Below are 13624 nucleotides of genomic sequence, written 5' to 3' on the forward strand. Positions count from 1 at the left end.
TTTGTCAACAGCACGTAACATTCATTGGATCCTCGACCCTAATGTATCCTATCGTTCTACCCAGTGGGGCTTGGGCTATACTTCGTTGAAGGAATATTGCTAACTCGTTAAGGTACAAAATTACCCCATCGTTCCATAAGAGCAGTTACACTTATCGAGCTCATTCCTTTGAGACTACACACTTCAACCCCCACAAATCTCCGATATTCTTTGTCTTTCAACTGATTTGAAACATGAACCTGTTTAGTTTCCGGATGTATTGCGACAAGATTCAAGTCAAAAAGTTCATGTAAATCCGCCCTGAGTAAAATTCCATTTGAAACACGGTTGTCACCAGAAACACTATGAGGAGAAATGTGACAGGCGTGTAGCACCTGTTCAACACTACATTTAGAAATGAAACATTGTATGCCGTATACTTTAAAAAGATTAAACCTGAATTTATTCTGACCCCTTCTGATACGTGAAAGTTGTAATCTAAAAGCGTTTACATCATCATCTTTTGCCTCATCTATATCATTCAAGGATGGTACTGAACTGGAGCTCATAATCAGAATTTTCTTTCTATCATCACTCCAATCCAACATCGGTAGGAATTCAACTAACGTTGTTTCAATGATAACTGGCGTATAAAGTTCACCTTTGTCAATCTCAGAGCCCCATTTTATTATTCTTTTGATAGCAGTATCAAACAATCCTCTTCCAATGGTATTGTGGTCTTGGCTTTCTGCCTTAATAAATGAATAACATCATTTTCAACTTTGACAACTCGATACGGCACTTCTTGAATGGGAGAGAAATAAACTTCATTACTCTCAGCGTAAATTCTGGCTTTTGATAGAACGTTTTGCCAAAGAGAATCCACATCATTAAATTGTTCAAGCATGTTCGATTTCATTTACTTTCACCTGGCCGTTCATTAACATAGGTAATAGCCAATCTCGAAGCTCTGTTAGTTTTTGATTTTCGGCAAGTGCAGTCTGTTTCTTATTTTGAATATTTTCCATAAAATCATAGAATTCATTTACTATTGATTGTTCTGGAACAACAGTATAATAGGAGCTTACGAATGAATCAAAGAGCAAATTCTTGATACCACTTGTTTTACCTTCATAGCCAAAGAAAATTCCATTATCATAAAGACTATTCCAATAATAAACAAAATTGTATAGAAGCTTAGGGTTTTTTAAGGAGATTGGTTTACAAAAATTCGAACAGATAAGAGGGGTGTCGAATCGCTTAATTGTGGAATCGGTGATATAAGCTAAACGTCCTGTGGATTGTGTTGGACTTCCTCCTGATATTTCAATAATAATATCATGGGCATTAAGAATCTTGAATGAATTCTTTTCCAGAATGTATCTGATGGGTGGTTTTAATTCAGTAAGCCCATTCAATCCATTGATGTCTGCTCCTCTGAAGCAAGTTACTTTCAGTGTAGAATTACCATCAGGCACCTCTTTTCCCCAGTCTCCACTTTTTTTACATTCAATCCAATCTTCCATTTTATTCACTTCCCACCCCTGCGGAATCTCTCTCTTCAACTCCTCACTCCAAACCATCTTTCCGCCACTGGATTTGTAGGGCTTTCCGTTTTTATCGGGCTTGCCCTGAGCGAAGTCGAAGGGAAAATCAAACTGCACAAACCAATAATCATAAATCATTTTAGCCATTGCTTCTAACTCAGCATTGATGCGGTTGTTGAGTTCGATTTTTGAATTCAGATTATTTAATATTGATGAAATATTAACTTGAGTGTTTTCATCAACTATATCTATCAGCATCTCCTTTAACGTCATCTGATTCAATGCTGATTGAGCGCTTGCAGATGAATTATTCCTCAAAAATGATTTCCCTGCAGAACTAATTAAATAATAGTAGAGATAAGATGGATTAATTTTGCAATTTTTAAGAATAACACTATTAGGATTAATACAAGCCTCTCCTATTTCCCTATTTACAATAGCTACTTTACCAATCGTACTTCCAACTTTTACGATTAAAATATCATTTAAATCTATTTTAATTTCGGGAGATTCTTCATACTTCTCTCGAGAAATATGTTTGGCCTTCGAAAGGTCTAAACGATTGTCAGATGTGATGTCATTTGCTCCAATCACCCATGGACCCTCATCACGTAAATCCTCAACTGTATATCCCTTCCAACCTACACGACCTGCAATTTTAACAATTTCATGAAGCTTAACTTTTTTAATCATACTTTAAAGAATTAAGTTGGTTCTGAATTAATAATTCTAATGATTTCGATTCAGCAAATAAATTATCTAAATTTCTCTTAAAGTCAGTAATTTTAGTTTCAAACTCTTTAGGTGTAATGTCAGAATATTCTATTTTTACATCGAAATATTGTCCAGCACTGAAGCTGAAATTCTTTTCCTTAATTTGCTCATAAGAAACAACCACCGTGAAGTCTTCCTTTGACTGATGTTTATTAAAAGTTTCAATAATGAGGTTTTCTTCTTCTTCAGAAAGTAAGGTTTTTTGGGTCTTTCCTTCCTTTACGGTGGTTCCCAATTTGGAAGCGTCCATCAATACAATATCACCTTTGGTGTTCGCTTTGTCAAGAAAGAGGATACTTACGTTTGTGCCGGTGGTGGCAAAGATGTTACTGGGCATGCTTACCACTCCACGTAACATTTTTTCTTCAACTAATTTTTCTCGTATCTTCTTTTCAATTCCGCTCTGGGCTGTAATAAAACCGGTTGGTACTACAATAGCAGCTTTACCATTCGCTGCCAGTGAAAACATGATATGCTGAATAAACAGGGGGTAAATTGCCATTTTATCTTTGTCCTTTTTAGGAACATTAGGAAGCCCAGCAAAGAACCGTTGGTGATTCTGTTTGGTATCAAGGTCAGCTACATAATCACTGAAATCAAGTTTAAAAGGAGGGTTAGAAACAATATAATCAAAGGTCATCAGCTTGTCTCCCACCTTATGGTAAGGATTCAGCATCGTATTCCCCTGAATAATATTCTGAATGGAATGAACCAGATTATTCAGGATAAGGTTCAGTCGCAGCATGCTGGAAGACTTCTGTGATATATCCTGAGAGTATATCGTACAACGGTCTTCACCAATAGCATGTGCCAGGTTCATCAATAACGTTCCACTTCCTGCTGAAGGGTCGTAACAGGTAACGTTCTTTACAGGCTTATCCACCAAAATGGCAGCCATAATTTTTGCGACTGCATGCGGGGTATAATACTCCGCATACTTACCGCCACCGTCCTTGTTGTAATCCTTAATGAGGTATTCGAAAATCGTAGAGAAGAAATCGAATTTCTGATTGAAGATTTTCTCAAAACTGAAATTCACCAACTGGTTTACAATTGCCTTGCAGAAGTTGTCCCGTTGTGAGCTATCGGAAATGAAATTGCTCAGTTCATCAAACAGCGTAATCTTTGCTCCGGTTCCGGTCTTTACGGAGAATATGTCATTATTGAATATAGCTATATCCCGTAAAGTATCATCGAACAGCTTGGCAAACTGTTCAACGTCCTGTTTATTGTACAGATTCGATAAAAAGTGTTCCCGCTTCAGCTTTGCGCTATCGGGGTTCATGCGGAGTAACAGCATTTCATATTGCTTGTCGCTATATTTTGCTATTTCCTGTTCCCAACTTTCCGCATCCTTGAGTTTGGGTTCGAGCTGTTTTACTTCATAACCAAATTTATCATTCATAAATTTATAGAGAAAAACCTGGGTAATGATTTTGAATTCATTCCCGTCATTCCCCAACCCATAGGAAGTACAAACTCCCTTCAGGTTATCAATTAACTCTTTCGTTTTCGCTGTAAAGTCCTGTGTTACCATCTTGGTTGTCCTTGGTATTCGTTCATGTATTCACGCACAAGGCATGTGTTTATATATTTTGCTGTTTCCGGGTCTAATTCAATTTTATTTTTAGAAAAGCTACTGATTACCATTTGAATGAGCATCTTTTCAAAATAGCTTTCATTCTCTAACATTCTTGTATTTATCATCACCTTCTCGTCAGCCTGAGCCTTCACATCGAGTAATGTTTCACAAATTTCGCTCTCACGCTTCGATATATTACCTCGCTCCAAAATTCTCTTATGCATCCTGGCATATTTTGCATCGTTTTCATATTTAGCCTTCAGGAGATTATTTTTCCGATTGAGCTCGGTCACTTTATCATAAATCAATTGAAGAGAACCGATATTCTGCTTCATTTCTTCCTGAGTAATCTCATCCAGGTTTTTCCTATCGAACAACCTCTTTAATTCATCATACAGGCTAACAAATTGAGGGTCATTCTGGTCAAAGTTCCCGGCTAATGATTCACGAGTTTTCCGGAGCATGTCTTTCAGCTCATCCGCAATCACCATTTCTTCCTCGCTCACTTTACGGAACATGAACACCACATCCTCCAGTGCCACATTCAATAAATTGGTGGTGTCCACATTATTTTGGACTGATTCCTTCAAATTCAGCAAATCAAGGTGCCGGGAAGCTTCACTATATAGTTGATTCAGTTTTTTAAAATCAACCTTCTCCAGCATATCAAAATGACCATACAATCGAATCAGGTTGTACAGGTTCTTTGCATTCTCCAATGCCTTTTTGATTGCAAGAACGAGTGTCCGGTCTTCAATCTGGCTAATCTGTTGGGAGAATATCTCAGCATTCGTTAAATCATAATGGAACAACTGCTCCTTAATCTCACGTAATTCCGATTCTATCTCTTCTTTGGATTTGAAGAGGTTGGAGTACGTCTGCATTTCATCCCCCAGTTCCGCCTGTAATTCATCAAAATAGGCTTTATTGGTCACGTCAAACTCCTTCGTTATATCAGCAAAATCAACCACATACCCGAACTTGAATTTTTTATACGGTCGGTTAACACGGGTAAGAGTCTGGAGGAGATTATGGTTTTTGATTACCCGTCCGATATATAGCTTTTTCAAACGCTTCGCATCGAAGCCGGTCAAAAGCATATTGTAAACAAAAATGATGTCGATGTTTCCATCCTTGAAATCATTTACTTCTTCCTCCCGGTCTTGTTTTGTGCCAACATCATGAAGAATAAGTGTCGCTCTCAACTTTGGTTTTTCTCCACCGTAATAGTTAGCATACTCAACAACAGGGTCGGCGGCCATTAAATAAGGTTGCACCTCTTCAACTACTTTCTGAGTCGGGTTGTATTTATTTATGAATATTTCAAAGAGCTGTTTAGCCTGTTCAGATGAATCGCATACTACCATTGCGCCAATGGTATTATCTCCAAAGCGCACCCGGCTATTCACAAAATCCCTAATGATGTAATCAAGCATGGGTTCTGCAAATTTCGGGTGAGCGTAAACAATTCGCTTATCCGCATCACCCTTCAGGATTTCTATATCCTTCAGGGCTTCCTTTAATTGAAATTTATAGGTTGTCTCAATGTCCTCACGAATTAGTTTCAATGTATAACCATCAGCAATTGAGGCATTGTAATAATATTTATGGATATAATCACCGAAGGTTGCTTTGGAAGTTCGGTCTTTTCCGATTAAAGGTGTACCGGTTAACCCTACGAGGATAGCGTTCCTATCTGAGTTGAATAGATTTGCCAGGAAGCTTCCGGTTGGATTGTAGCTTCTGTGAACTTCGTCAAGGAAATAAATGCGTTGAGAAGAAATGTCATAATCGTTGGCTTGTAGAACATCAGTGTCATCCTTGAACTTTTGGATGTTTACAACCGTGATTTCCTTTTTACCGGATAAATTATGGATTGCCTGTCGGGTTCTGAAATTCTTTACCAATTCATCCTTTGAATCAACCGTATGAACTACTAATCCCCTGCTGGTAAATTCACGTTTCGCCTGATTCATCAGGTCGATACGGTCAACAATGAAATAAAACTTCGGTACAACGTTTTTCTTTTGATAAAAATCGGTCAGGTATCTAACATTAAAATATGATAAAGCGGTTTTCCCACTTCCTTGTGTATGCCATATGATACCTTTCCTAACACCATCATCCAGTTTCCGCTCAATCGCCTTTGTTGCGAATAACTGCGGATAACGCATGATGTGTTTCTCCAGACCCCGTTCTTCGTTAACATAAGCGATGCAGTATTTCAGCAGCATCCACAGACGTTCCGTGCAGAACAAAGATGTGAGTACTCTATTGGTTGGAGTATTAGGTTCCTTATTGGTTATAAACTCCGGAGAATGCTTGATGGCACTGAGGTTATTATCTTTTAGGACGAAATTCTCCAGGTCATTATCTTCTGGAAGCAAAAGGGAAGCCAGGTCAAAAGTCTCTTCCTCCCGGAAACAGTTAAAGTTGGCTGTAGAATACGAAGTAGTAGAATAGAATGCACCCTGAATTGGTTCAATGGATTCGGTATCATACTCCATATTATTGGAAAACACCAATACCTGGGAGATGTTGATGAATTTCCTGAACTTTTTATTTTTAAAACGAGTGTTGATACGCTCACGTTCAGCAAGCACACCCTCTTGATTGTTTGGTTTTTTAACTTCGATAAATGCCAGCGGCAATCCATTTATCAGGAGCGTAATATCCGGGCGGAATTCCTCATCACCGTTTTTACATGGCAACTCCGTTACAACATGAAATGAATTGTTCTTCTTGAAATTCTCTGGGCTGGAGAGGTCGAGTAATCGAATCCCTGAAGTTGAAATCAGTTTTTGATAAAATGCTTCTCCCAAATCCTCATTATCCAGCATTAAGGAAACATCCTGCAATAAGCGGTTTATTTCCGAATTTTCTACGTCTGGATTAATCCTTTTGACGCTATCTTTAAAAACATCAGTAAAGATATTTGTTTCAATATCCCAGTTGGATTTAGAAAGAGAGAGGTATTTATACCCCAGCCTACATAAATGAAGTATAGCAGGAAGTTTAACTCTGGTATTCTCATTAAAAGCCATACATGATAATTTTAAAAGTGGTAATAATTATCGTTTCGATTTTTTTAATTTCAAAAGTTCTTCCTCAGCATAATTAATAGCCTTGAGTCCGGCAGCTTCATCTTTTACCATGTAAAACACCTTATCCGCCAGCCAAAGAGCGTTTAATTCACCCTCAGAAGCCCCAAGTACTTTTGCCAGTTTACCGAGGTGTAAGCGGCTCACCAGCTTTTCATCACTTTCCACCTTGCTGATATAGGCTGTATCCACCTCCAGTTCGGCTGCCACCTGCCGTTGAAGTAAGCCCTTGGCTTCCCGGTATTGCTTTAATCGTTCTCCTAACATAATGAACCCGTTTTAGACATGTACGGAATTGGTCAAATGTATTGAAAATAAATTAATGAATTGAAAAAGAGAAGGGAGCCAATTGACTCCCCTCTTTCTTCATTTAATCCCTGTCGATTATGCTCTCGACAGAGCGGCAATCCCAATACACAAAAGTGCGATGGCAAACACACCAGTCAGAAGACGGGCATTTTCACCTCTTGCTTCAATGCAAAGGTTGCCCTTGCATAAACGCACTTTATCGTTGGGAGTATTATTGTATTTGTTAAGATACATAGTACCTCCTTTTTTAAAGATTAATATATCCGTCACTTTTCCCGGACGGGGAAGGATTTTGAAGAGAATGAAGGTTTTCACTTCTCTTTTCGGACACCTTTGAAAGGCTTGTCATCACTTTTCCCATCCATAAACCGACCTGTTTCAGCGTCACGCTTCAACCAGGAATCTGTTTTGGGGTTATAGGTCTGACTGCGCTCCTTCACGGCACCATTTCGATGACCATCTCCGGTCTTACCATTTCTTGCCATTTTAGAATACTTTAATTGTTAAATCTTCAAATGCTGCTATTGGAGCATTTGTTTTCACTGACTGAATGCCCACTTCACGTGCTGCAATCGTTACATACATTTCACTCGTTCCAATGACTTCGCCATTTGTTGCAACCTGATTGAAGTAATACTGGCCATTGGTGGCAGTTTTACGGTCAAAATTTCGGTCTGAGACATTGTTCCTGCTACTTTGAATTCCAACAGCGGCACCTTGTTTTGAACCATACATTTGACTTTTCAGTATGGGCTCACCATTCCTTGCTGTGAGTATCCAATAAAATTGATTATTGGAACCCTGCCTTAATACGTACTTTGGATTTTGAATCATTGTATTGATATTTAATTGTTTAACCCACGTGGAAAATCCTAACGATAGGGGTTATCAATACCGGGCAGCAGTTCGTAGAATAATTGAGAATTACGTTTGGAAGTTTGTCCAAAAAACGTTGTATCATTGCCCTACGAAAAAATGCATGGATAATAACCGGGGTACCAACCCGGAATTCAAGCCCTCCAGCTAAGAATTTTATCCTTAAAAGCCGATAGATGCCGCCAGCACTTATCGGCTTTCGTGTTTTATCTTTGGTGGTATTCCTCCATCTTTATCATAAGAAACAAAAGTATAGATAAACTTGGACAAAAAAGAAACTTTTTTTACATTTGTCCAGTAGAAGTTTTTAACAAACCTTCCATATTTATTAACAGACTCACTATGAACCACTTCCCTGAAAGGTTAAAGAATGCTCGCAAAATGCGTGGCTTCTCACTTCAGGAGTTATCTGATGTGATGAATCAGGCTATATCCAAACAGGATTTAAATAGGCTTGAAACAGGTATAAAAAAACCTGATAGTGAAATTGTTTCTCAACTCTGTTCTGCTCTCAATGTAACTGTAGATTACTTTTTCAGAAATCCATCCGTATCCCTTGAACAGGTTGAATTTCGGAAGTTAAAAAAGCTACCGGTTCGTGAAAAGGAAAAAGTTAAAAGCCAAACTGTAGAATATCTTGAACGATACCTTGAGCTTGAAAATTTATTAGGTATTGATAACGAATTGCCATTTACTCCTCGTGCATTTAAAATTAAGCCGGGTAAGGAAATTGAAGGCATCTCAAGTGCAGCCACCACTATGAGAGAAGATATATTGAAAATCGGAAGTGACCCCATTTTCAATATATATGAACTTCTTGAAGAAAAAAACATTAAGGTGTTTAGAACAGAAGTTGACCCTTCTTTTTCAGGAATGTCTACTACAATTGAAAATAAGATTGGTGTCATCGTTTATAACGACAATAATGATTTACCAATTGTACGGAAACGCTTTACCCTTTTGCATGAATTAGGACATTTATTTCTTGACCTTACTGAATTTGATGAGAAGCATAGCGAAAAACTATGTGACGCATTTGCAGGGGCTATGCTTCTGCCGGAAGATAAATTAATGGAGTATTTTGGTGGAAGACGAGAAACCGTTTATGTGAAGGAGCTACGGTTGATTAAAAGCTATTTCGGCATATCACTACTTGCAATCATGTACCGTGCAAAAGCTCTTAACTTGATTTCAGAACATTACCTAAAATACTTCTGCATAAAATATAATCAGTTTTTTAAAAAGGAAGAAGGGGAAGGTTATGATGGAATAGAAAAGTCAAATAGATTTATTCAGCTTCTTATCCGGGCAGTTGCACAAGAAGTTATTTCAACAACCAAAGCTGCGGCATTGAATAACCAGATTCTTGGTGATTTCCGTGAACAATATCTTGATGCTGACAAAAAATGAAAATTGCAATTACAGATGCAAATATTTTCATTGACCTAATCAGATTAGAATTGTTGGGTTACTTGTTCAATCTTGGCATGGAAATCCATACAACCAGAGAGGTCTATGACCAATTAAATTCTCACCAAAGGGAAGTAGCTGCTGGATTCGTTCAGGCTGGTGTTTTGAGTGTATACAGTTTTAGCTCTCAGGAATTGGAGGAAATTGAACTTTTGGAATGTCCGGCTGGTCTTGAAATGGCAGACCGAACAGTTTATTATTATTCGAAAAGGATTGAAGCTCTTGTGTTGTCCGGAGATAAAAAGCTCCGGACTTTTTGTTTAAATCAAGATATAGATGTTAGAGGAATCCTCTGGTTATTTGATTTGTTTCTTGAAAGGGAATTAATCACAAAAATAACAGCGGTAGAGAAGCTAACATTTTTACTTTCCTTTAATGACCGACTGCCGATGGATCAGTGTCAACAACGATTGAATTCATGGGGCGAATAGGTTAATCTGGAATTTCTTGCTTCAGGGTGTTTTAGAAATAATCTATTTTATTGATTAGGATAAACGAGTAAATTATCGTTTCTATCAATTCATTAGGATCATTTTAGATTTCTTTAGGGGTTTAATAAACAGACACCCACACCCCCAAACCTGCCTCACCCGCACCCCCATCAACTCCAGATCAATCTTATCGATTGTATCCGTGGGTTTGTGGTAGTCGGCGTGGTTGCCGGAGAAGTAGAAGGTGGCGGGGATGCCTTTTTTGACGAAGTTGTAGTGGTCGGAGCGGGCGTAGTAGCGGTTCTTATCCTTCCGGTCGTTGAAGCGGTAGTCGAGCTGGAGGTGGGTGTACTGCTCGCTGACGGCGCGGTTGAGCTTGTGTAGCCGGGTGTTGAGCTTCTCGTCGCCGATCACGTACACGTAGCGGCGCTGCCCGGTACTGTCGTGCCAGGCGTCGCTGCGTCCGATCATGTCGATGTTGAGGTCGGCCAGGGTCTTTTTGAGCGGGATCAGCGGGTTTTCCACGTAGAACTTCGAGCCGAGCAATCCCTTCTCCTCCCCGCTCACGGGCAGGAAGAGGATGCCGTACTTCAGGCGGTGGCCGTCGTTCGCGGCCATCGCGAATACCCGCGCCAGCTCCAGCAGGGCCGCGGTGCCGGTGCCGTTATCGTCGGCTCCGCGGTAGATCGCCGAGTCGCGCACGCCCAAATGATCATAATGCGCGCTGATCACAATGCAACGCCCCCTGCGGTCGGTGCCGGGCAGAAGATACGCGACGTTCTGCCCGAGCAGGGCCCGGGTGTCGCTTCGCCAGTGCAGGCGCGCATCCGGCAACAGGTCGCGCCGCTCGGGTACGCGGTGCTCCGGATGCTCCGCCCGCAGCTCGCGGAACACGTGCTCCACGCCCCGGGGAAACAGGGCCGCGGCGGCTTCCGTCGAGATCCAGACGATGCGCGTAGCGGGAAAATCCTGCACAAGCTTGCGTGTCGCCGTGCCGGCGTGTACCAGCCGCTCACGCGCCTCCGCAAAGGGATGCACGATGAGCAACAGCAGAGCCGGCCGCTTGCCGAGCAGCCCACGCAGCCGTTGGTCGAACAGCGCGCTGTCGGCCTTCCGCCCGAGCGCGGTGGCTTCGAGCAGGATGTGCGCGCCGCTGAGGTCGTTCCCGTATTCATCTTCGCCCAGCCCGTTGAGGTACACCAGCCGCTCCAGTTCAAACGTGGTGTCCGAAGCGCCGGCGTAGTAATAGTAGTCGCGGTAGTAACAAAAGCTCGCGCCGTTGGCTTCGAGGTTGCGGCCCTGCGTGGCGCGTGGCGAGAGCGCGTGGTCCTGGAATCCGTTCTCGCGGCCCAATGGCACCAGTCCCCAGCGCCGGAAATTGTCGGCGATGTATCGTGCGGCACGGCGCTGCCCCTCTTTGCCGGTCTCGCGCCCCTCGAGCGAATCGGCGGTGAGCACCTGCAGGTGACGGTATAGGGAATCCGTTGAGATGCGGTTGCCGTACTCGATGGCCACGGGCGACAAGACCTGCGCCCGCGCGCCTTGCACGAGACCCGCTGCCAGCACCCACGCGCAGCAGCAGCGGATCAGGGCAGGTACACGGTGCCTTCGAGGTAAAAGACGGCTTGTCCTTTCATGAGCACGCGCTCGTCGTTCAGTTGTTCGCATACGAGATGGCCTCCGCGCCCGCTGAGTTGCCGGGCGTTCAGTTGTCGCTTGTCGAGCCGCCGGCTCCAGAACGGGATGAGTTGTGAATGCGCCGAGCCGGTGACGGGATCTTCGTCGATGCCCAGTCCCGGCGCGAAGAAACGGGAGACGAAATCGGTCTCGCCGCTGCCTCTGGCGGTGATGATGAGTTTGTCGCAGATCTTTTTCAAGGCCCCGAACTCGGGCGCGCAGTCGCGCACGGCTGCTTCGTCTTCGAGCAGCAGCAGCAGGTCGCGGTAACGGTGCGCTTCGAGAATCTTCACTCCGCCCAGTGCTTCCGCGATGCCGGCGGGTACTTCCACGGGCTCCGGTCGCCAGCTCGGAAAATCCAGCGCGATCCAGTCGCCCGCGCGTCGCACACGCAGCGGACCGCTCTTCGAATGAAACACCAGCGTCTCGCTCGTATCGCCGAGCTTGTTGAACACCACCCAGGCCGAGGCCAGGGTCGCGTGTCCGCAGAGGTTGATCTCCGCCGCCGGGGTGAACCAGCGGATGTGGTACTCCCCCGCCGCTCCGGCCGGACGGAGGTAAGCGGTCTCGCTCAGGTTGTTCTCCGCCGCGATGCTTTGCATGAGCGCTTCCGGCAGCTCCCCGCGCAGCGGCATCACCGCGGCCGGATTGCCGCCGAAGAGCCGGTCGGTGAAGGCGTCGACCTGGTAGAGTTTGAGTTCCATGCTTATTGAAAGATGCGCGACTGGATGAACATCCTCCGCTCAGCAGTGCTGCAGGGGGATCTTGCCCACGCGTTGCGCGTGACGGCCACCTTCGAAGGCCGTGGCCAGGAAGGTGCGCACGAACTGCTGCGCTTCGTCGATCGTGATGAAGCGGGCGGGCAGACACAAGATGTTCGCGTCGTTGTGTTGTCGCGCGAGCGCGGCGACATCGTTGCGCCAGGCGATGGCGGCGCGGATGCCCTGGTGTTTGTTCGCCGTGATGGCGACGCCGTTGGCGCTGCCGCAGATCAGGATGCCCTGCCGGCAGGCGCCCGACTCCACCGCCTCGGCGACGGGGTGCACGAAGTCGGGATAGTCGACCGAATCGAGCGAATGCGTGCCTTTGTCGTGTACGGTATAGCCTTCGTCCTGCAACGCGCGCTTGATCAGCTCTTTGTATTCGAATCCGGCATGGTCGCAACCGATGGCAAGCGGCGGAAGGTTCATGGTATGCACACGTAAGGGGTTGAATTCAAAGATACTGAAATTGATATCAACATCGGTCGGACGCGTGTGTGTTGCGGGGCTGGTTTTCAGTCGGTTCGAAAACGGGGTTATCAACCGGTGAACGGTGTACAAGGGTGGCGGGCTGTTTCAAACCCGTTGCAAGAAAAGCTTGCATTACCGGAGCCGGTATTGCTTAGGTGATGGGGGATCGTTTGTCAAGGGAAATGTGTGAGAACTTGCTGCGGACTTACGAACGCGAAACGGGGGCTTATCAACTTTCAACAGGGGGATACTTATCATCGGCGGGGGCTTCTACCGGCTTGTGGATAACAGAGGCAGTGAGCGGAGTATCAGGTACTACCATTCCCGGGGGATGTTGATGGTGGATGGGTCTTTTGTGGATAACGCGGATGTCAAGAGATAGCGTGAAAATCTGTGAACCGTTTCAACAGGCTAATAGTAACAGTAGATTCTTTCTTTAAAAAAGAGAAAAGCTATTATATTATGTGGGGGTTGGTTTAGCGAATAGCCAATAGCGAACAGCGAATAGTATTTGGTGAACATTGGCCGGATACGATATGCACGGAAGAATTGGGTACCCCCAGTCAAATCCAAGCCAAAACAATCAAGATTGACCACGAACTCACTAATCGCTATTCGCTGTTCGCTATTCGCTCGGTGGTTTTGT

The 13624-nt window shown here is 43.8% G+C and carries 13 protein-coding genes; 2 read left to right on the plus strand and 11 right to left on the minus strand.

Going from position 1 to position 13624, the window contains the following annotated elements; genetic code table 11:
• Positions 1-107: 107 nt before the first annotated feature.
• The 8 genes from IPJ96_01505 to IPJ96_01540 all read right to left on the minus strand — a co-directional run bounded on the left by IPJ96_01505 (position 108) and on the right by IPJ96_01540 (position 8126).
• Entirely contained in the window at positions 108-695 is a 588-nt protein-coding gene (locus IPJ96_01505; GenBank protein MBK7909023.1) for an HNH endonuclease, read from the minus strand.
• The gene (locus IPJ96_01510; GenBank protein MBK7909024.1) at positions 668-886 is read right to left on the minus strand and encodes a hypothetical protein; all 219 of its coding nucleotides are present in this window, start codon (positions 884-886) and stop codon (positions 668-670) included. Before IPJ96_01510 ends, IPJ96_01505 begins: the two co-directional genes overlap by 28 nt.
• Entirely contained in the window at positions 879-2219 is a 1341-nt protein-coding gene (locus tag IPJ96_01515) for a restriction endonuclease subunit S (protein MBK7909025.1), read from the minus strand. Before IPJ96_01515 ends, IPJ96_01510 begins: the two co-directional genes overlap by 8 nt.
• On the minus strand, positions 2212-3837 hold the full coding sequence (locus IPJ96_01520) for an SAM-dependent DNA methyltransferase (GenBank protein ID MBK7909026.1): 1626 nt from the start codon (positions 3835-3837) through the stop codon (positions 2212-2214). Before IPJ96_01520 ends, IPJ96_01515 begins: the two co-directional genes overlap by 8 nt.
• The gene (locus tag IPJ96_01525; protein ID MBK7909027.1) at positions 3831-6926 is read right to left on the minus strand and encodes a type I restriction endonuclease subunit R; all 3096 of its coding nucleotides are present in this window, start codon (positions 6924-6926) and stop codon (positions 3831-3833) included. The genes IPJ96_01520 and IPJ96_01525 overlap by 7 nt, the downstream gene beginning before the upstream one ends.
• Positions 6927-6953: 27 nt before the next feature.
• Positions 6954-7250 carry a helix-turn-helix transcriptional regulator gene (locus IPJ96_01530; GenBank protein MBK7909028.1) on the minus strand — a complete coding sequence of 99 codons (297 nt, stop codon included), beginning with the start codon at positions 7248-7250 and terminating at the stop codon, positions 6954-6956.
• A 353-nt stretch (positions 7251-7603) separates the two neighbouring features.
• Positions 7604-7777 carry a hypothetical protein gene (locus IPJ96_01535; protein ID MBK7909029.1) on the minus strand — a complete coding sequence of 58 codons (174 nt, stop codon included), beginning with the start codon at positions 7775-7777 and terminating at the stop codon, positions 7604-7606.
• A 1-nt stretch (position 7778) separates the two neighbouring features.
• Positions 7779-8126 (minus strand): YegP family protein, encoded by a 348-nt coding sequence (locus IPJ96_01540; protein ID MBK7909030.1) that lies wholly within the window; start codon positions 8124-8126, stop codon positions 7779-7781.
• 384 nt (positions 8127-8510) lie between these two features.
• Between IPJ96_01540 and IPJ96_01545 the strand changes: the two genes are divergently transcribed.
• Positions 8511-9578, plus strand: a complete 1068-nt coding sequence (locus IPJ96_01545; GenBank protein MBK7909031.1) for an ImmA/IrrE family metallo-endopeptidase — start codon at positions 8511-8513, stop codon at positions 9576-9578.
• Positions 9575-10069 carry a hypothetical protein gene (locus tag IPJ96_01550; protein ID MBK7909032.1) on the plus strand — a complete coding sequence of 165 codons (495 nt, stop codon included), beginning with the start codon at positions 9575-9577 and terminating at the stop codon, positions 10067-10069. The genes IPJ96_01545 and IPJ96_01550 overlap by 4 nt, the downstream gene beginning before the upstream one ends.
• Before the next feature lie 84 nt (positions 10070-10153).
• Here the strand turns inward: IPJ96_01550 and IPJ96_01555 are convergent, their stop codons facing one another.
• The 3 genes from IPJ96_01555 to rpiB all read right to left on the minus strand — a co-directional run bounded on the left by IPJ96_01555 (position 10154) and on the right by rpiB (position 12936).
• On the minus strand, positions 10154-11584 hold the full coding sequence (locus IPJ96_01555) for a M28 family peptidase (GenBank protein MBK7909033.1): 1431 nt from the start codon (positions 11582-11584) through the stop codon (positions 10154-10156).
• A gap of 71 nt (positions 11585-11655) precedes the next feature.
• Positions 11656-12450: a PhzF family phenazine biosynthesis protein gene (locus IPJ96_01560; protein ID MBK7909034.1), complete on the minus strand. Its 795-nt coding sequence runs from the start codon at positions 12448-12450 to the stop codon at positions 11656-11658.
• Positions 12451-12489: 39 nt separating this feature from the next.
• Positions 12490-12936, minus strand: coding sequence for a ribose 5-phosphate isomerase B (rpiB, locus tag IPJ96_01565; GenBank protein ID MBK7909035.1), 447 nt, complete (start codon positions 12934-12936; stop codon positions 12490-12492).
• Between the last annotated feature and the right edge of the window lie 688 nt (positions 12937-13624).

Source organism: Bacteroidota bacterium, from assembly GCA_016713765.1.
GTDB lineage: Bacteria > Bacteroidota > Bacteroidia > AKYH767-A > 2013-40CM-41-45 > Pollutiaquabacter > Pollutiaquabacter aromativorans.